This window comes from Providencia sp. CIM-Carb-044, assembly GCF_033901115.1.
GTDB lineage: Bacteria > Pseudomonadota > Gammaproteobacteria > Enterobacterales > Enterobacteriaceae > Providencia > Providencia hangzhouensis.
Window position 1 is genome coordinate 440,703 of record NZ_JAXADV010000001.1, and the last position, 18,286, is coordinate 458,988.

The window sequence follows — 18,286 nt, forward strand, 5'->3', positions numbered from 1 at the left end:
CCGTATAGGCAGCTTAGAAATAGTTGATGCTGAGCGGGGGTATCGAAAAAAGGTTCACTGCCGTATAGGCAGCTTAGAAACAAAAATCCCTCAAACGCTGCCAGAAGCTTTACGTTCACTGCCGTATAGGCAGCTTAGAAAGCCATGCGGGATACAGGTCAGTGAGAACATGCGTTCACTGCCGTATAGGCAGCTTAGAAATGAACATTCTGCTGTGCTGTTAACTGCCCGATGTTCACTGCCGTATAGGCAGCTTAGAAATTGATGAAAATTTTCTACCGTCATTAGCGCGGGTTCACTGCCGTATAGGCAGCTTAGAAAATCACAAAGAATGTGTTTTTCTACCCTTATATGTTCACTGCCGTATAGGCAGCTTAGAAACGATGTTGCTGCAAGTACAGCCCAAGCTAAGGGTTCACTGCCGTATAGGCAGCTTAGAAATGTCGAAATTCAAAACTGTCAAAAGTCTTATAGTTCACTGCCGTATAGGCAGCTTAGAAAACCTGCTAGGCATTGATTGAGGCTGAATACCAGTTCACTGCCGTATAGGCAGCTTAGAAAAAAATAGGAATGAGTAAAAGGGCTAGCAAAATGTTCACTGCCGTATAGGCAGCTTAGAAAATCAGAAATGGAGTCTATCATCGTTGTTAGAAGTTCACTGCCGTATAGGCAGCTTAGAAAAGATTAAAAACTCAAAGAACGTCAATATTTCTGTTCACTGCCGTATAGGCAGCTTAGAAATAAACGAAGTACTGACCCAGAGTGGTCAAAAAGTTCACTGCCGTATAGGCAGCTTAGAAAACAATAAAAGCCGCATTAAAGCTTAATCGCTGGTTCACTGCCGTATAGGCAGCTTAGAAAAAGAAGCGGAGGGCGAGAAAGTGACAGACAACGTTCACTGCCGTATAGGCAGCTTAGAAATTATAACAGAACAGACGTATCAACAGGTTGGAGTTCACTGCCATATAGGCAGCTTAGAAAGCGCTATCGATTTTATGTATAAAGATAATCAGGTTTATGGTCACAAGGATGGTATAAAAAGAGCATCAGTGAGTATTTTTTTACTGGTCATTCTGTGAAACCCTTCGCAAATTTGGCTTTGGTTGAAAACAAGGACTTGTTTCGTGGGATAAAGCTTATTCTAATAGATTGATTCAAAAATCTTATTATTTAAGGACAGAATCCAACTATTATGGACGATTTTTCACCAAGTGAATTAAAAACTATTTTACATTCGAAACGCGCCAATATGTATTACTTGGAACATTGCCGAGTTATGCAAAAAGACGGCCGTGTTCTTTATTTCACTGAAGCTAAAAACGAAAACCTCTATTTTAATATTCCAATCGCAAATACCACGGTCTTACTTCTGGGCACTGGAACCTCTATTACTCAAGCAGCAATGAGAATGTTATCTCAAGCAGGGGTATTAGTTGGCTTTTGTGGCGGCGGCGGTACACCGCTGTATATGTCTACCGAAGTAGAATGGTTAACGCCACAAGGGGAGTATCGACCAACGGAATACCTGCAAGGGTGGTTATCCTTTTGGTTTGATGATGAAAAACGTTTAGCGGCTGCTAAAGAATTACAACAGTCACGCATCAAATACTTACAACAAGTATGGCAAAGTTCTCGTGAGTTACAAAATGAAGGGTTTATTTATAACGACAGTACTATTCAATCGGCGTTAAACACTTTTCACCAGCGCACAGATGCTGCCAAAAACACGCAAGAGCTACTGCTTACGGAAGCTCAACTGACTAAAACCTTATATAAGTATGCTGCGAATAATACAGGGCAAAAAAATTTTACTCGTCAGCACCAATCGGCTGACAAAGCGAATGACTTTTTAAATCATGGCAATTATTTGGCCTATGGATTAGCTGCAAGTTGCTTATGGGTATTAGGGATCCCCCATGGCTTTGCGGTAATGCACGGTAAAACACGGAGAGGCGCTTTAGTATTTGATATTGCTGACTTAATTAAAGATGCTATCGTTTTACCATGGGCATTTATTTGTGGTAAAGAAGGTGCCAGCGATCAAGAATTCCGCCAGCAAATATTACAGTCCTTTGTTGACCATCAGTCCCTTGATTTTATGTTCGATATCGTAAAATCATTGGCATTACCGCCAGTGGAAAACCCGCAACAGGTAACACCGCTATGATGGTTACTTTTGTTTCCCAATGTGAAAAGTACGCGTTAAAACGAACTCGACGAGTATTAGATGCTTTTGCTAACCGAATTGGTGATAACACATGGCAAACCTTGATCACTCACGAAGGTTTGCAAATGGTTCAGAAGTTGTTGCGTCGTAGTGCCAGCCGTAATACTGCGGTAAGTTGCCACTGGATACGCTCTCGTTCGCGCAGCCAATTACTTTGGGTTGTTGGGAACAGAAATAAATTTAATTCAGAAGGACACGTCCCGGTTAATCGCACAGAAAAATCGTTGTTGGGTAGTGAGCGTGAAAATAATTGGAAGTATCTGCCGTTAATCAATGCATTAACGCGTTTAGCTGCATTGCTCCATGACTGGGGAAAAGCCTCACAACTGTTTCAAGATAAATTAAACCCACATGTTAAAACCCCTTTTAAAGGGGATCCGCTGCGCCACGAATGGGTTTCATCATTATTATTTAGTGCGCTGGTAAAAAGCCAAGTAGAGCCGCAACGGGATGAAAGCTGGCTTGATGCGCTAGTCACACAGCAATGGGATGAAGTGCAGTTACAACAGTGGGCTAAACAAAATCAACAAGCGGCATTACCATTATCTGGGTTACCTGATGCGGCCTCGTTATTGGTTTGGTTGATTGTTTCTCATCATAGATTACCGTTTTTAGCGAATGATAAAGAACGTTTATTCTATGCAGATAAAGCCTGTGATTCGTTAGCAAAACTGTTAGAGACAGTGGATAAACAGTGGGGCTACCAAAATTACTATAATGAAGATGAATATTCACAACGCATTAATCAATGCTTTGAATTCCCATATGGCTTATTGAGTGAGTCAAAAGTATGGCGACAAACATTAAGTCAGGCGGCAGAGCACCTTAAACACCAGCTCCCTTTGTTAAATGAAGCGATAGAGAATGGCTGTTGGCGGTTAGTCGAGGAACAGGCACGCTTATGTTTGATGTTAGGGGATCACAATTATTCCTCAAAAGAAGCTGATTCAACATGGGAGTCAGGTATTCCATTATATGCCAATACGCAGCGTTTACATGGGCAAACCGAATACAAGCAACGGCTCGATGAACACTTGGTGAATGTGGCTAGTGTTGCGGCAAATGTCACAGAATATTTACCATTTTTCGCAACAGAACCGCCTGTGGCAAGTGATATTAACAAACTTAAGCACAATAAAAATGCTGCCGGTAAATTTAGCTGGCAGGAAGATACAGTTAGCACCATTTACCAATATCGAGAAGAACAGCAAGATAAAGTTCAAGGGTATTTTGTTGTTAATATGGCGAGTACTGGCTGTGGTAAAACAGTCGCCAATGCTAAAATTATGCAAGCGCTAGCGGAAGATAAACAAAGTTTGCGATTTATTCTAGCGTTAGGGCTTCGTACATTGACGTTACAAACAGGGGATGAATATCGTGACCGGTTAGGCGTCAAAGATGACAACCTTGCCGTATTGATTGGCTCCAAAGCGGTATTAGAGTTGCATCAAGAGCCTCTTGAAGAACAAAAATTAATCAAAGAAGAACATCAATTAGTGGGGTCAGGTTCTGAGTCCCAAGAGAGCCTTTTTGATGATGAAGGATTAGAATTACACTGGCAAGGCAGTTTACCGGAGGAAGAACTTTCAACGGTATTGACGAGGCCAAAAGATAGAGCTTTGCTCTATGCTCCGATCTTAGCTTGCACTATTGACCACATGATGGGAGCGACAGAAACCATCCGTGGTGGACGCTATATCCTTCCCTATTTACGGTTAATGTCATCTGACTTAATCATTGATGAGATTGATGACTTCACGGGGGATGATCCCAAAGCGATTGGGCGTTTAGTCTATTTAGCGGGGGCTTTGGGTCGAAAGGTCATGATCTCTTCTGCAACTATCCCGCCAACGTTGGCACTTTTCTATTTCAAAGCTTACCAATTAGGTTGGCGAATTTATGCACTGAGTCAGCAAAAGTCACTGAAAGTGGGCTGCATTTGGGTGGATGAGGGGCGATATGACGAGAAAAAAGATAAATGTGTTCATTCATGCCAAATTGCCACCATCACAGCGAGAGATGACGCTGCAACGCTTGAACATTACCGTCAATATCATCATGCATTTATTGAAAAACGTATTAAAGTTTTACAATCATTGGTCGCACGTCGAAAAGCATTTATTTTGCCGATGCAAAAAGGGCAGGGAGGTGACCGACAAACGCAATATTTTTCATCTATTCAGCAAGGAATTCTCGGGTTACACCAAGCCCATTTTTGCACTGAGATGCAAACTCAATTGCAAGTCTCTTTTGGGGTAGTACGTGTTGCCAATATTTCAGTTTGTGTTGCACTAACCCATTATTTATTAGCTAATGAATGGCCTGAAGAAATAGAAATTCGTGCTATGGCTTACCATAGTCAGCAAGTATTGTTGTTACGTCATGAGCAAGAAAAACACCTTGATGCGGTATTGAAACGTAAAGAAAAAGCAGGGGAACAACCTGAAGCTTTCCAAAACTCCATAATTCGAAAGCATATCGATCAGGTTCACCTGCAAGATAAAGCTAAACACCTTATTTTTATTTTAGTGGCAACGCCTGTGGAGGAAGTGGGGCGAGACCACGATTTTGATTGGGCGGTGATCGAACCGTCATCCTATCGCTCTATAATTCAAATGGCAGGGCGAGTACGTCGGCACCGAGAGGGCGAAATTATCCATCCCAATATTGCGTTATTGCAATATAACTGGAAGGGCTTTATCGAAGAAAAACCTCAGGATGTTTTTTGTAAGCCTGGTTATGAAAATGGCAATTTAAACTTACGCCTATCTACTCATAATTTATGTGACTTGGTGGATGAAGAACAACTGCTGAAATCCGTTGATGCGATCCCTAGAATTCAACCTATTCCTGACTGGAAAAAGCAGCAAACCACCAATTTAGTTTGTCTAGAACATGCATCAATCGAACGATTGATGGGCGATATTACCGATCTTAAACCAAAAACGGCCACTCGTTCACGTCTGTTCTCTCAAACAGTAGAGACTCCGTTAAATAGGCCAAACACGCTTTGGGGATATACCTGCGGTGCTTGGGGGTTAACTGCGCTTTCTCAGCAGTTTTTTTCATTTAGAAAAAGCGAGCCAACAATACGTTTGTCGCTGATCTTATCAGCAAAAAATGAACCTCATTTCTGTGAATATGATAATGACAATGGTTGGGTAAATAAAAATGATGAATATGGGATAGGTTTTCAGCCACTTGCAGAACAATTAAAAGAGAGGTTATGGCTAGTACGTGATTATCAGCAATCATTAGAAGGCCGTGAAAATGAATACCAGTCAGTTGAACAACTTTCTCTGCGTTATGGCGAAATTAGTTTTTCACCACATGAAAAAAGTGGGATTCGTTTTTATTATAACGACCAAATGGGACTCAGCACATTTAATGTTTCCGAGTAAAAATTTCAGTCACAAGGACCATTTACTATGTTAGATCCAGCAATAGAGGCCTTTTTTGCTGAGCGCAAAGAGGGATGGCTTAAAGATAAGCTGAAAGCAGGAATGAGAGAAGATGAAATTCAGAAAATACATCAAGAATGTGATGATAAATTTTCTCTTAAGAAATGGTTGCCTGAAGCAGCCGCTAAAGCTGTTAGTAGAGCTTTTACTACGCACCCGAGTAAATTTACTCATCCAGATACAGGTGTGGGAAAGACTAATTTAAAGAATGGAACTTATGTGACGCCGGTAGTGTTCAAGGGAAAGAAAAATAATGATGGCTTCTTTCGTTCGGGAAACATTGAAATTACCGAAATAGATTCAGTCGGCGATGCGAGTGGACTAAATGTTGATAAATTTTTACGAGTAAAACTATTGGATGGTCGCTCTGTGCTTGAGCATATTGAGAGTAAAACAGAACAGGTTGAATTATTATTTAACGGGCTTGATGATATTCAATTGAGAAAGCAATTTTTATCAATAAATCTAAAACTAGATGAATTCATTACAAACACAAAAATCAAACAAGTTTATTTTCCTGTTTGGTTAGAGGATTGCGAATATCACTTATTATCCCCATTAACCCCCTCTGGTTTGGTTTTTGAACTACGCGAACGCATTGATGCGATTCGATTTTCTGAACAGACTAAAGCACTGCGAGATTTAAAACGTAAAGGGGAATTTAGCGACATTGGCTATCAAGAAATTTATGGTCTTACTACCATTGGTTACGGGGGGACTAAGCCACAAAATATTTCCGTACTCAATAATCAAAATGCAGGTAAAGCCCATTTATTACCCTCACTTCCCCCCAAAATTACTCAACGAAAACTGCGTTTACCTACTCATGATTTCTTCTCAAATACGCTAAACCCTTGGCAGGTAAAAGATACGTTAGAGGCATTTCATAGCTTAATTTCATTACCGAAAGAACAGCGTGGTAGTCGTTTTATTGAATATCGTGACAGGCGCATTCAAGAGTATCTGGATTACATTATGTTAACCATGTGGGAGATCCGGCGTGAGTTTGAACGAAATGGCGCTCAATTACCGACCCAACTCGCCAAAGTGCAACAAGTTTGGTTATTTCCAGACCAACAGGGGCGTAATAACTCAGATGAATGGTTAGAGGGGGTGATCCTCCTTATTGCCCAGCAATTTATGCGGCATTATAAAAAAGTACTGGGGAAAAAAGCGATTAGTCTAGGTGATGATGAGTTGGCGGCTATTGCGGACGTTATTGCCATCAATAAGGAGCTATTACGATGAGTTCCACTTATATACTTAAATTGCCTCATTTAAACATTCATAATGCGAATGCACTCTCTAGTCCTTATACCATTGGTTTTCCAGCTATGACGGCCTGGTTAGGTTTTATGCATGCTCTAGAGCGGAAACTCCGAGTTGTGAGTGAACTAGATATTGTTCTCGACTCTATCGCAATGGTCAGTCATGACTGTGACTTACAAACCTATCGTGGAGCTAATGATTATGTTAGTTCCATTGTGGGAACAGGCAATCCATTAAATAGTGATGGCTCGCGCTCCGCATTTATCGAAGAGGCTCGTTGCCATTTAGACGTTTCTTTATTGATTAAATATGGCATTAAAAACAATGATGTGATTGAAGGGCTACCTGAACATTCCCCCTTACTAGATATTATCCATGATTTAGTAATGACAATGAAATTGGCTGGTGGCGATATTCTGTCATTAGGTAAACCCGCTGCATATATTCTGCCATCGGAAGATGTGGATGGGAAATATAGGCAAGGCTTATTGAATAGTGTGATGCCTGGTTACGTATTGATTGAACGTCGCGACCTGATGATTGAAGCCATGGAAGAAGGGCAAGATGCCATGGATGCCTTGCTGGGTTATCTGGTCGTAGAAAATAACTGCGTTGAAGTGGGAAAGGAAAATGGGAACAAGGCGTCATTTGAATGGCAAGCGCAACGTAAAACGGCAGGCTGGATTGTTCCAATAGCAACTGGATATCAAGGTATTTCCCCGTTAGGGCAAGCAAAAAACCAGCGAGACTCAGAAGTGCCACATCGGTTTGCCGAAAGCGTGGTCACGTTAGGGGAGTTTGTATTAGTAAATCGCGTGAATAACATTCATGAAATTTTATGGGAATTTAATTTTGTTGAGTCCCAAAACCTGTATTTATGCCAACAAGTGGCAGCTAACTTTATTTCGAGTGGAGAGTAACTAATGGCGAAGAATAATGATGTTGCATCGGTTTTAGCATTTGAAAAAAAACTGGTTCCATCGGACGGTTATTTCTATGGCACTTGCTGGGATAATAAATCGCAATTTGCGCCATTATCGTTACAAGAAAAATCGGTAAGAGGCACTATCTCAAATCGCTTAAAAGGCGCTGTAAAAAATGACCCGTTAAAATTAAACTCCGAGGTGGAAAAAGCGAATTTACAAACAGTAGATGCTTGTGCGTTAGGGACTGAACAAGACACCTTAGTGCATCAATTTACCTTGAAAATTCTTGGCGGTGTGGAAACGCCATCGGCTTGTAATAATGCATTATTCAAGCAAAGTTATACCCAAGCGGCAAAAGAATATATCGAACAACAAGGTTTTCAGGAGTTAGCTCGCCGTTACGCCCAAAATATCGCGAATGGGCGTTTTTTATGGCGCAACCGTGTGGGGGCTGAACAAATCGAGGTAGTTGTCAAAGTACTCAACAAAGGGCAGCCACTGGAATGGGTGTTTGATGCCACACAATATAGCATTCATCAATTTGATGCTAAAGATGAAAAAATCAACCAATTGGCTGAAAAAATTGCGGCGGCTTTAGCGCAGCCTCAAGGCGCATTATTACTGGAAATCACTACATATTCACAACTAGGTAAAGCTCAAGAAGTGTATCCAAGTGAAGAACTGGTGATGGATAAAGGCAAAGGAGATAAAAGCAAAATTTTGTACCATGTGAATGGGCACGCCGCGATGCATTCGCAAAAAATTGGTAATGCTTTGCGTTCTATTGATACATGGTACCCTGCGTATGGTACTGAAGGCGGTGCAGGCGCTATCGCGATTGAACCTTATGGTGCGGTCACTAACCTCGGAACAGCCTATCGTACACCAAAAGATAAACAAGATTTTTATACCCATTTTGATAAATGGGCGCGAGGTGAAAAGCTATCGCGTATTGAAGATGAACACTATGTGATGGCGGTTTTAGTTCGCGGCGGTGTATTTGGCGAAAGTGACAAATAAGGTGGGCTATGAATTATTATCAGGAGGTCACTTTATTGCCGGACTCAACCGTCCCATTGGATTTTCTCTGGCAAAAGGTTTACCAGCAAATTCATATAGCGCTGGCGGATAATAAAACGTCTCAGGGGCACAGTGCGATTGCGGTTGCCTTTCCTGAATACGGCAGCGTTGGCTTTCGCTTAGGTAGAAAAATTCGTTTGCATGCGACAACACAAAGTGAACTTGAGCAGTTAAATTTGCAAAAGTGGTTAGCACGGTTAATGGATTATGCTCATATTAAATCGATTCAGGCAATACCAGAGCAGCATGTTCAAGTCAGTTATATTCGAAAGCATGTAAAAGGGCTGAGCCGAATTGAAGCCGATATGCAGCAAAAAGCACGGTTATGGTCTGAAAAATCAGGGCAACCATTGGAACAGTGTTTGAAAACATTGTCTGAGAGTAAGCCAAAAGCGAACAATCGTTTGCCATTTATTTGGGTTGAAAGTTTACATGCCAGAGATAAGCAAGTCGAAAGCCGGCCTTTTCCTTTGTTTATAGAAAGGATAGAAGCTACACAAAAGCAAATTGGGGTGTTTAGTTGTTATGGTCTTAGTCAAGCAACTAGTGGCTCAGTTTGTTTAGCAACGGTTCCCCATTTTTGACCTTTGTTTTTTGCTCTTTTAAAATTAGTCAGTAAATCAGTAGGTTATAACTATCAGTAAATAAAAGGGTATTTTCCAACAAATACCCTTAACTGATTGTTATCACTTATTTTTTATTTTAAAGTGCATCGTTCACCGCCACACAGGCGGCTTAGAAACGTAAGCTCGCAATGATGAAAGAGTATTACGAGTTCACCGCCACACAGGCGGCTTAGAAATTATACAAGTTTTGCCGATGGAGGCAAAAAAAGTTCACCGCCACACAGGCGGCTTAGAAATCAAATGAAAAAGCCCCGATTATCGGGGCTATGTTCACCGCCACACAGGCGGCTTAGAAAAGCTCCATCACGGCCACTTTGCGATGATTCACGTTCACCGCCACACAGGCGGCTTAGAAAATCAATAAAGCGGAAACACTGACTCCTTTTAAGTTCACCGCCACACAGGCGGCTTAGAAACCATCCCCACTTTTAGCCATACCCTCTATTTTGTTCACCGCCACACAGGCGGCTTAGAAATCGCTATCTAAATCATTGTATACCTCAGCATAAGTTCACCGCCACACAGGCGGCTTAGAAATCCGCGACGTACCGGTTTCGAGCTCTGTTTAGGTTCACCTCCACACAGGCGGCTTAGAAAGTACGTAATTTCCGTTTCACCTCTGAGAACTGGTTCACCGCCACACAGGCGGCTTAGAAATAAGCGGTACTGATCACCTGTAATGCGAATACGTTCACCGCCACACAGGCGGCTTAGAAATGTGAACTCTTCCATCGTATATATTTGACCGAGTTCACCGCCACACAGGCGGCTTAGAAATTAGTACCCATCCCTCCCTGCCCATAACCGATGTTCACCGCCACACAGGCGGCTTAGAAACAATAATACCACCATCGGATTTTTCGTGGCGAGTTCACCGCCACACAGGCGGCTTAGAAACCATCCCCACTTTTAGCCATACCCTCTATTTTGTTCACCGCCACACAGGCGGCTTAGAAAGTCAGAATCAAGCAAAAATAATCGTTTTGACCGTTCACCGCCACATAGGCGGCTTAGAAATGTTAAACTGTTAGCCCCTAGCGCATCTGTTGGTTCACTGCCGTACAGGCAGTACAGAGAAACTGATCTATTTACTGCAGTCGGTATGTAGTACAGACGATACAATGGAATGTGATTTGCACTAAAAAGCAATTTGCATTACAGTGCAAATTATGATGAGGGTATATGTATACTGTAAAATATCATTCTGAGGCTGAAAAAGAAGCAAATGCACTGCCTTTAAAAATCAAGGTGAAATATGACCGCCTCATTAAAAAATTAGAGTTATCAGCTAATTATTTAAGAGAACCAGATACTAAATCATTGGGCGATGGATTGTTTGAGATAAGAACTATGGGAAGTGAAATAGCTAGGGGGTTATGGGTTTACCACAAAGATAAAACAATTTTTATGCTCAGGATCTTTATCAAAAAGTCACAAAGAACCCCAAAGTCTGAGTTTTATTTAGCGAGAAAACGTTTATTGGAGCTATTAAACGATGAAAACACATAAAGAGCTACATGATGAATGGATGAAAGATCCAGAATACCAAGCTGCTTATGAAGAAGAAATAAGAACTGAAAAATTGCAGGCTATGCTTAAGGAGTGGAGAGAGTCTGCTGGGTTAACGAAAGTTCAAATAGCTGAAATTATAGGAGTTAATCCATCAACTATCACAAGGTTGGAGAGTAATGTGAATAATGCGAGCATTAAAAGCATTGTAAAGTATGCTGCTGCATGTGGAATTAAAAACCCAATAATTGCCCTTTAAGATTATTTATTTTTGTCGTAATTACTGCACTGCCAGCTTAGAAATTTGGTTAAATAACATAAATAGCAGTGAAGGGGCTCTACTACACGGGGCGTTTTTACATGATTAAATTGAAAAAATATGACCTCAAGGTCGTTTTTACGTGATTTTACCATCTTTTACCTAAGTTAAATTTAGTGTTAGATGTATTCGTAACTATCACTTGTTTTGATAGCTTAGAAATGAAATAAATAATGGGTATCGTTACCGCCATATAGGCGGCTCTCTTTCTTTAATTTATCGCCTGAAAAAAATAATGGGTTTTAATACTTAAAATTAGGAGTAAACAATGAATTTTGAATTAGAAATAAGCTTTTATAGATTTACCTTAATAATTAGAGTTACCAAATGGTTTTACTAACTAACTAATTAATTGATTAAGTATCGATACTCAAACAAACAAATTAAACATCAACGATAGCTGCTCAAATGCTTGGTGGATAAGCCGTTCCGTGTAGCGGGGAAGGATAGAAATAATCAGCCCTAACATACTAATTCCAATGGTAAGCGTTAAAGGAAAACCGACCACAAACACCGATAGCTGCGGGGTCATGCGGTTTAGAATACCCAAAGCAAGGTTTAGAATTAAAAATAAGGTGATAAACGGTAAAGCCAACATTAACCCATTAATAAATATGGTGTTAGCAAATTGGACAAATACCCAAAAACCATCGCGATTTAATGGTGCGGTTTGAATTGGGAGCAGTTCAAATGAATTGACTACAATATAAATAAGCCACAAGTGCCCATCGAAAGCGAGAAACAATAAAATCGTAATCACGTTAAATATGCGACCTAAAATTGGCATATTGGGCCCGCCAGTTGGGTCAAAAAAGGTGGCGAAAGATAACCCCATTTGCAAACCAATCACTTCCCCCGCATGACGCACGGCAGCAAATGACATTTGCATTGTTAGCCCCATCGCAATACCAATCACCATTTGCTGCACGATAACCCATAATCCCATAGCAGAGAATAGAGGAATATTCACGACAGGAAGTTGTGGGGAAACAATCAACACAACAAAAAAAGCCAATGCAACGCGAACTTTGGTAATCGCCTGTTTTTCATTAAAAAAGGGCGCTGTACCAAGCAGCGCCAAAAGGCGTATGAAAGGGTAAAAACCTTGGCTTAGCCACAGCGTGAGTGTTTCACTGGTAATGGTTAGCATTGTTAGCCAATAATAAACGGTAAGTTGCTAAGCAATGACCGCATATAGTCGGTAAGCAGATTCAGCATCCAGGGCCCTGCAATAATAATCACAGAAATAACCGACAAAATTTTAGGGATAAAAGATAGCGTCATTTCATTCACTTGCGTGGCGGCTTGCAGTAAGCTGATAATTAAACCCGCCGCCAAAGCGGCTAATAACAAAGGGGCAGCTAGCATCAGCGCAATTTTCATCGCTTCAGTTCCCATCGCCATTACTGATTCAGGTGTCATAACTACTCCGAGTAAAATAATCCTAATTAAAAAAGCTTTGCGATAATGAGCCAAGCAATAGTTGCCAACCATCAACTAATACAAACAACATTAATTTAAATGGCAAGGAAACTGTTGCAGGTGGAACCATCATCATCCCTAATGCCATTAAGACACTGGCAACCACTAAGTCAATGATTAAAAATGGAATAAAAATAGTAAAGCCAATTTGAAATGCGGTTTTTAGTTCACTGGTAATAAAGGCTGGGACTAAAATACGTAACGGAACATCTTTCGCTTCTTGAATTTCACCCACTTTGGCTATTCTTGCGAATAGGGCTAAGTCGGATTCGCGTGTTTGCCCTAACATAAAGGTTCTTAACGGTGCTGTTCCTTTCTCTAAAGCCGTTTCGAGGCTAATCTTGTCTTCGCTAAAAGGCTGGTAGGCTTCGCGGTAAACTTGGTCTGCAACGGGTGACATCACAAAAAAGGTTAAAAACAGTGCTAAACCCAATAAGACTTGGTTCGGTGGAGCGGAGGGCGTTCCGAGCGCGTTACGCAATAAACCTAAAACAATAATGATGCGAGTAAAACTGGTCATCATTAATAATAAGGCGGGAATAAAGCCCAATAAGGTCAAAAATAAAAGCGTTTGAACAGGTAAAGACCAAGTTTGTCCGCCATCAGCCATTGAATGGCTAATAACAGCTGGTAGTGCCGCAGAAGCGGAGTTTGGCAATAAAAACAAGAGGGTAGTAATCGTGAGTAAAGATTTTAGAGGTAACATGAGCCCTTCCGATTACTTATGCATAAGTGTAACTGAAGCCGCACATTTTGCAGCCTCTTGTTTTTTCTTTAATAAAGACTGAAAGGTGAGCGGTTCAGTTGGCAATGTCTCAGTGACTTCAGGTGCAGCCGGGTATTGGTGTAAGAGGCTGATATTTTGTGTGGTAACACCTAATACCAAACACTCATTATTCACCTCAACAACCACAACGCGTTCTTTATTACCTAATGAGCAACGGCTTTTGACTTTTACGATTTGCTCCTTGCCCATTTTTTGGGGAGCAAATCCTAATTTTTTCACCAACCAAGCACCTGCTAGTATCAATAAAATGATCCCCCCTAAAGCCCCTGATATCTGCGTTAAGCTATCATTGTGGTCAATAACAGGAGTATTAGGTTCACCGGAGGAAACGGTTGTTGATAAAAAAGGCACAGATATCGGTGCCTGCTCAGTTTGATTGGGTATTGCCATTATCAGCGACTCACGTGGTTAATTAACGACTTAAACGGCGCATACGTTCGGAAGGCGTAATGATGTCAGTAATACGAATACCGTAATTATCTGAAACCACGACCACTTCTCCCTGCGCAATTAAATAGCCATTGATTAAAATATCCAGTGGCTCACCCGCTAAGCCATCCAGTGAAACCACAGAGCCTTGGGATAAGCTCAGTAGTTTTTTAATGGTCATTTTAGTGCGCCCCAATTCAACTGAAAGACGGACAGGAATGTCCATGATCATATCGATATCAGACAGTTGATTTAGCGGGTTTTGTCCATCAAAGTTGTCGAAAGCCTGTGCACCAGCTGAGGCGGATTCCGCTTTTTTTTGCTGTTCCAGCGCTTCAGCCCACAGGTCTTCACTGTCGTTATTGGTTGATGCATCAGGAGAGTTCTTCGCCTCACTCATTGGTACTTTCCTCATCTAGAGTGTTTAATACAGGGTTAATCAAATGTTCTACACGCAATGCATACTGGCCATTTTGAGTACCGTATTGACTGGTTAATACGGGAACGCCATCAACATTAACGATGAGGCGGTCAGGTTTCTCAATTGGGATCACATCCCCTTTTTGCAGTTGCAGTAAGCGAGAAATTCGCATTGGAATGTCAACAAAGTTGGCAACCAATTCAAGTTCAGAACGTTTCACTTGGGTGACAAGGTTGGTGACCCAAGTTTCATTTTCTTGGTGGCCTTGTTCCATTGGTGGGTTTATTAAACGTTCACGTAATGGCTCAATCATGGCGATCGGAATACAAATACTGAATTCACCAACGGTATTGCCTATCTCCACTAAAAACGGTGTGGTGACGACAATGTCATTAGGGGAGGTGGTGATATTAGTGAATTTGACTTGGATTTCAGAACGTACATATTCCACTTCAATATCAGCGATTGGCTTCCAAGCATCGCGATAAGCTCCTAAAGCTAACTTGAGCATGCGATTGATAATGCGTTGTTCAGTATTGGTAAACTCTTTACCTTCTTGCCGTACGGGAAAGCGGCCGTCTCCACCAAATAGATTGTCGACAGCGATGTAAACTAATGCGGGCTCAAAGGTAAACAGTGCCGTGCCTCGTAAAGGCGGCATATGGATTAAGTTTAAGTTAGTCGGTACGGGTAAATTACGCGCAAACTCATGGTAAGGTTCAATTTTAATACCGCCCACCGTAATATCTGGGCTGCGACGTAACATATTGAACAAACCCATACGGAACTGGCGAGCAAAACGTTCATTAATGATTTCGAGAGACTGCATTCGCTCCCTAATAACTCGACGTTGAGTATTCGGGTCGTAAGGGCGAACATTATCTTTCCCTTGAGTCTCTGGCACAGGCGTATTGCTTGATGGTGCATCATCATTAAGCAGCGCATCAATTTCGGCCTGAGATAAAATATTATCGCTCATGAATATTACCGCAGAATAAAAGTAGTAAATAACACATCAGAAATATCCTGATCGGTATCACCTGGGATCAGGGTAGGGGTGAGCGTTTGCTTGATATCTTTCATTAACTGCAACTTACCTTCATGCGTCTCAATATTTTTTGCTTTTTGCTCTGAAAGTAGCAGTAACAAACGGCTACGCACTTCAGGGAGGTATTCATGAAGTTGTTTGCGCGATTTTTCGTTCGCAAGTCGCAAAGTCACATGGATATAAAGCACACGATCAGGTGCATCGGCTGCACCTGCCAAATTGACGGTAAATGGCTCTAACTCCATAAAAATGGGTTGTGGCATGTTCGGGCGCTTTTCTTCCTCACTCGCCGTTTGCGTGCCTTGTTGTGTCGTCCACCAGGTATAACCCCCAAACCCTGCGCCAGCAAGGGCAAGAAGGGCAAATAGAATAAGCAACCCTTTGTTGGAACTTTTTGATTTTTTGCTCGACGACATTTAGCTGAATTCCTGTTTCTTGGATGCTAAACCCAAATGGGTTTTTACGTTATGATCTCTAGCATTATGGCTTGGTTGCCAAGAGTTAAAGGAGTGAAAAACGAAACAAAAAGGCGGTAACTCGGCGCTTTAGCTAGGAAATTACCGCGATTCGTTTGTTTTTTATGCAAAAGTGTTAATGCCACCTTGTCTTGATGCTACATTTTTAGGTGAAACAGTGGCATTTGCTTCGCTGATACCAACAGCACCAACGGATGGATGTGTCGCTTGAATTTGGCCATCGTTTTGGTGCGCATTTTGCTGAGAGCTATCGGATTGCTGGTTCAAGTTATCTTGGCCAACAGAGCCTTGAGCAAGATGAATACCACTTTCTTGTAGCGCACTGCGTAGCACTGGCATCATGGATTCCATGGCTGCACGTACATGACTATGTGGAGAGACAAAATGCATTACTGCTTGGTTATCTTCGATGCGTAAATGCACATTTAGTGATCCTAACTCTTCAGGGTGCAAGCGAATTTGTGCCTGAGATATTCCTTGGCGAGAGAAAAATAACATATGTTGGCTTAATTGCTGCTGCCACGCTTCGCTACCTAATTGGCTGGCTAAATGCATGGTTGGAGCAGCCGTTGGCGCATTTATGGTTGCCGCTTGGGCTGTTGATGTCGTTGGCATCATGCTAACTGGCGCGGTCGTTGTATGCTGTGAGGATGTGGTGGTAAAAGCACCAGTCTCAGTTTGTAGTGTAAATGCGCCTTTCGCGGTTTGGTTCAGGGCTTCACTTGAAACATTTTGTAGGTTTAATACTGGGTCTTTATCACTCACTTTTTTATTCAATGGCATGAAATCAGCAGTTAAATTTTTACTGCGCATATCTCGTGGGTTATCAAAGGGAAAAAGAGGCTGGTCACGACGTTCTTCTTTTTCATTCTTAATAAATACCCCAAGTTCTGGGCCATCTTCTTCGCCTGCGATTTGTTGCTGTGAACCTTCCAGATGTTTGCCATCATCTTCATTAATGATGCCATCTGCATTATCCGTTAGGTGCTGCATTTTTTGGGTAAATGCGCCTAAAACCGAGTGTGCTTCTGTTTTAATAGTTGTATTTGCCGTTGCTTGTACTTGGCCAGTTAATGACTGTTTTAAGCTCTCTAGCCACGCTTGCTCGTTAGCATCTTTGCCTGTTAATAACTCAGTGTTAAGTGCAGTTTGCACGCTATCAGCACGCAAGTTACGGCTAAAGTTCAGTTGCTCAATGGCATTTTCAGCCGTTTTTTGCCCAACCTTGGTTTGTTCAATCGTTTCTTTACTCGCTATTGCCAGTTTGTTATCAACAATGCCTTTGTTAAGTGCTTCTTCATTGATCGGTTGATTAGTGACATTTTGTTTTTCAATCGGTTGCTGGTTATCAAGCATGGCTTGAAAGGGGAGTGCAGGGGCTTGATTTTCATCAGCGCGCGATTCATTTTGTTGTATATTGCCATTTTTAGTCGATGATGCGGTTGGCACATTCAGGGCGTTGATGTCCATTTATTGAGGTCTCCGTAAAGTCGCTCGTTGAGCAAATTCATCCATTTGCTTTTGTTCTAAGCGGTTTTGACGTTGGTATTCAGTATGTTCAGCACGTTGAATTAACGTATCGAACGCGTTGACACGCTGTTGTTTTTCTTGCCAATGGCGGTTAGCTTCGTTAACGCGTTGCTCCCATAAATTCAGTTGTTGCTGCTGTTGTTCAATGGTCAGTTCCAATGTGACCAAAAATTGCTGATAATTCTGCCACTTATCCGATTCCATACCCGTATGCAAGGTTTGGTTGAGTTTTTGACGATATTCGGATTGGTAGTTTTCCAACATATTTAGTTGCTGCGCCATTTGGGTGTGGGTTTGGCGCACTTGAGCTAACACTTTTGCTGCTTCTTCCGAGGCTTCAACAGCTAAGGTGAGTAATGTTGTTAAGGCATTATTTTTGGCCATTTATCCCCTCGTTATTCGTTGGGAACCACTTGTGTCAACTGTTCGCATGCGGTTTGATAATCACATCGCTCATCAATATCTTGTTGCAAAAACTTCGACATACGTGGGTAATATTGAATTGCCGTATCCAACATGGGGTCACTGCCCATGGCGTACGCACCGACGTTAATTAAATCTCGGTTGCGTTGGTAACTAGACGTTAACTGCTTGAAACGTTGAATTTTTCGGTAATGCTCTTTAGGAATGAGCTCGGTCATGGCACGGCTGATAGATGCCTCGATATCTATTGCAGGGTAGTGCCCTGACTCTGCC

18 protein-coding genes and 2 CRISPR repeat arrays (1 of these 20 running past the window's edge) are annotated in these 18,286 nt (G+C 41.7%); of the genes, 8 read left to right on the forward strand and 10 right to left on the reverse strand.

From position 1 onward, the window contains the following. A CRISPR array of direct repeats spans positions 1-981; the repeat unit is 28 nt; unit sequence GTTCACTGCCGTATAGGCAGCTTAGAAA (it extends 488 nt beyond the left edge of the window). A 211-nt stretch (positions 982-1,192) separates the two neighbouring features. The 8 genes from cas1f to SJ312_RS02015 all read left to right on the forward strand — a co-directional run bounded on the left by cas1f (position 1,193) and on the right by SJ312_RS02015 (position 11,357). After that, the gene (gene cas1f / locus SJ312_RS01980; RefSeq protein WP_153673538.1) at positions 1,193-2,167 is read left to right on the forward strand and encodes a type I-F CRISPR-associated endonuclease Cas1f; all 975 of its coding nucleotides are present in this window, start codon (positions 1,193-1,195) and stop codon (positions 2,165-2,167) included. Continuing rightward, positions 2,164-5,628 carry a type I-F CRISPR-associated helicase Cas3f gene (gene cas3f, locus SJ312_RS01985; RefSeq protein ID WP_319866821.1) on the forward strand — a complete coding sequence of 1,155 codons (3,465 nt, stop codon included), beginning with the start codon at positions 2,164-2,166 and terminating at the stop codon, positions 5,626-5,628. The genes cas1f and cas3f overlap by 4 nt, the downstream gene beginning before the upstream one ends. 27 nt (positions 5,629-5,655) lie before the next feature. After that, positions 5,656-6,936 carry a type I-F CRISPR-associated protein Csy1 gene (locus tag SJ312_RS01990; RefSeq protein WP_166184912.1) on the forward strand — a complete coding sequence of 427 codons (1,281 nt, stop codon included), beginning with the start codon at positions 5,656-5,658 and terminating at the stop codon, positions 6,934-6,936. After that, positions 6,933-7,877, forward strand: a complete 945-nt coding sequence (gene csy2 / locus SJ312_RS01995) for a type I-F CRISPR-associated protein Csy2 (RefSeq protein WP_166184915.1) — start codon at positions 6,933-6,935, stop codon at positions 7,875-7,877. Before SJ312_RS01990 ends, csy2 begins: the two co-directional genes overlap by 4 nt. Before the next feature lie 3 nt (positions 7,878-7,880). Next, positions 7,881-8,903: a type I-F CRISPR-associated protein Csy3 gene (gene csy3 / locus SJ312_RS02000; protein ID WP_319866824.1), complete on the forward strand. Its 1,023-nt coding sequence runs from the start codon at positions 7,881-7,883 to the stop codon at positions 8,901-8,903. An 8-nt stretch (positions 8,904-8,911) separates the two neighbouring features. After that, entirely contained in the window at positions 8,912-9,547 is a 636-nt protein-coding gene (gene cas6f, locus SJ312_RS02005; RefSeq protein WP_140170711.1) for a type I-F CRISPR-associated endoribonuclease Cas6/Csy4, read from the forward strand. 130 nt (positions 9,548-9,677) lie between these two features. Continuing rightward, a CRISPR array of direct repeats spans positions 9,678-10,606; the repeat unit is 28 nt; unit sequence GTTCACCGCCACACAGGCGGCTTAGAAA. Between the two features lie 165 nt (positions 10,607-10,771). Continuing rightward, a complete protein-coding gene (locus tag SJ312_RS02010) occupies positions 10,772-11,098 on the forward strand; it encodes a type II toxin-antitoxin system RelE/ParE family toxin (protein WP_096864722.1) in 327 nt (108 codons plus the stop codon). Then, positions 11,085-11,357, forward strand: a complete 273-nt coding sequence (locus SJ312_RS02015) for a helix-turn-helix domain-containing protein (protein WP_096864723.1) — start codon at positions 11,085-11,087, stop codon at positions 11,355-11,357. The genes SJ312_RS02010 and SJ312_RS02015 overlap by 14 nt, the downstream gene beginning before the upstream one ends. A gap of 430 nt (positions 11,358-11,787) precedes the next feature. Here the strand turns inward: SJ312_RS02015 and fliR are convergent, their stop codons facing one another. The 10 genes from fliR to SJ312_RS23490 all read right to left on the reverse strand — a co-directional run bounded on the left by fliR (position 11,788) and on the right by SJ312_RS23490 (position 18,231). Beyond that, the gene (fliR, locus tag SJ312_RS02020; RefSeq protein WP_166184918.1) at positions 11,788-12,567 is read right to left on the reverse strand and encodes a flagellar biosynthetic protein FliR; all 780 of its coding nucleotides are present in this window, start codon (positions 12,565-12,567) and stop codon (positions 11,788-11,790) included. Between the two features lie 2 nt (positions 12,568-12,569). Continuing rightward, positions 12,570-12,839, reverse strand: coding sequence for a flagellar biosynthesis protein FliQ (gene fliQ, locus SJ312_RS02025; RefSeq protein ID WP_004255630.1), 270 nt, complete (start codon positions 12,837-12,839; stop codon positions 12,570-12,572). A gap of 22 nt (positions 12,840-12,861) precedes the next feature. Then, positions 12,862-13,605, reverse strand: coding sequence for a flagellar type III secretion system pore protein FliP (gene fliP, locus SJ312_RS02030; protein WP_036957850.1), 744 nt, complete (start codon positions 13,603-13,605; stop codon positions 12,862-12,864). A 12-nt stretch (positions 13,606-13,617) separates the two neighbouring features. Then, positions 13,618-14,076, reverse strand: coding sequence for a flagellar biosynthetic protein FliO (gene fliO / locus SJ312_RS02035; RefSeq protein WP_153673532.1), 459 nt, complete (start codon positions 14,074-14,076; stop codon positions 13,618-13,620). A 22-nt stretch (positions 14,077-14,098) separates the two neighbouring features. Then, the gene (gene fliN, locus SJ312_RS02040) at positions 14,099-14,515 is read right to left on the reverse strand and encodes a flagellar motor switch protein FliN (RefSeq protein ID WP_319866828.1); all 417 of its coding nucleotides are present in this window, start codon (positions 14,513-14,515) and stop codon (positions 14,099-14,101) included. Continuing rightward, a complete protein-coding gene (gene fliM, locus SJ312_RS02045) occupies positions 14,508-15,515 on the reverse strand; it encodes a flagellar motor switch protein FliM (RefSeq protein WP_004255619.1) in 1,008 nt (335 codons plus the stop codon). The genes fliN and fliM overlap by 8 nt, the downstream gene beginning before the upstream one ends. Positions 15,516-15,520: 5 nt before the next feature. After that, a complete protein-coding gene (gene fliL / locus SJ312_RS02050; RefSeq protein WP_094961180.1) occupies positions 15,521-16,000 on the reverse strand; it encodes a flagellar basal body-associated protein FliL in 480 nt (159 codons plus the stop codon). A gap of 162 nt (positions 16,001-16,162) precedes the next feature. Beyond that, complete coding sequence (locus tag SJ312_RS02055; RefSeq protein WP_319866830.1) at positions 16,163-17,530, reverse strand: flagellar hook-length control protein FliK; 1,368 nt, start codon at positions 17,528-17,530, stop codon at positions 16,163-16,165. Further along, on the reverse strand, positions 17,531-17,974 hold the full coding sequence (gene fliJ / locus SJ312_RS02060) for a flagellar export protein FliJ (RefSeq protein ID WP_094961182.1): 444 nt from the start codon (positions 17,972-17,974) through the stop codon (positions 17,531-17,533). Between the two features lie 11 nt (positions 17,975-17,985). Next, positions 17,986-18,231 (reverse strand): hypothetical protein, encoded by a 246-nt coding sequence (locus SJ312_RS23490; RefSeq protein ID WP_413776469.1) that lies wholly within the window; start codon positions 18,229-18,231, stop codon positions 17,986-17,988. Between the last annotated feature and the right edge of the window lie 55 nt (positions 18,232-18,286).

Excerpts from the sequence above, each read along its gene's own strand:
- fliR (WP_166184918.1), bottom strand. The coding sequence starts at position 12,567 with ATGCTAACCATTACCAGTGAAACACTCACGCTGTGGCTAAGCCAAGGT.
- SJ312_RS02055 (WP_319866830.1), bottom strand. The coding sequence starts at position 17,530 with ATGGACATCAACGCCCTGAATGTGCCAACCGCATCATCGACTAAAAAT.
- cas6f (WP_140170711.1), top strand. The coding sequence starts at position 8,912 with ATGAATTATTATCAGGAGGTCACTTTATTGCCGGACTCAACCGTCCCA.
- csy3 (WP_319866824.1), top strand. The coding sequence starts at position 7,881 with ATGGCGAAGAATAATGATGTTGCATCGGTTTTAGCATTTGAAAAAAAA.
- SJ312_RS02010 (WP_096864722.1), top strand. The coding sequence starts at position 10,772 with ATGTATACTGTAAAATATCATTCTGAGGCTGAAAAAGAAGCAAATGCA.
- fliJ (WP_094961182.1), bottom strand. The coding sequence starts at position 17,974 with ATGGCCAAAAATAATGCCTTAACAACATTACTCACCTTAGCTGTTGAA.
- fliP (WP_036957850.1), bottom strand. The coding sequence starts at position 13,605 with ATGTTACCTCTAAAATCTTTACTCACGATTACTACCCTCTTGTTTTTA.
- cas3f (WP_319866821.1), top strand. The coding sequence starts at position 2,164 with ATGATGGTTACTTTTGTTTCCCAATGTGAAAAGTACGCGTTAAAACGA.
- SJ312_RS01990 (WP_166184912.1), top strand. The coding sequence starts at position 5,656 with ATGTTAGATCCAGCAATAGAGGCCTTTTTTGCTGAGCGCAAAGAGGGA.
- fliN (WP_319866828.1), bottom strand. The coding sequence starts at position 14,515 with ATGAGTGAGGCGAAGAACTCTCCTGATGCATCAACCAATAACGACAGT.
- fliM (WP_004255619.1), bottom strand. The coding sequence starts at position 15,515 with ATGAGCGATAATATTTTATCTCAGGCCGAAATTGATGCGCTGCTTAAT.
- csy2 (WP_166184915.1), top strand. The coding sequence starts at position 6,933 with ATGAGTTCCACTTATATACTTAAATTGCCTCATTTAAACATTCATAAT.
- fliQ (WP_004255630.1), bottom strand. The coding sequence starts at position 12,839 with ATGACACCTGAATCAGTAATGGCGATGGGAACTGAAGCGATGAAAATT.
- fliL (WP_094961180.1), bottom strand. The coding sequence starts at position 16,000 with ATGTCGTCGAGCAAAAAATCAAAAAGTTCCAACAAAGGGTTGCTTATT.
- fliO (WP_153673532.1), bottom strand. The coding sequence starts at position 14,076 with ATGGCAATACCCAATCAAACTGAGCAGGCACCGATATCTGTGCCTTTT.
- SJ312_RS23490 (WP_413776469.1), bottom strand. The coding sequence starts at position 18,231 with ATGACCGAGCTCATTCCTAAAGAGCATTACCGAAAAATTCAACGTTTC.
- cas1f (WP_153673538.1), top strand. The coding sequence starts at position 1,193 with ATGGACGATTTTTCACCAAGTGAATTAAAAACTATTTTACATTCGAAA.
- SJ312_RS02015 (WP_096864723.1), top strand. The coding sequence starts at position 11,085 with ATGAAAACACATAAAGAGCTACATGATGAATGGATGAAAGATCCAGAA.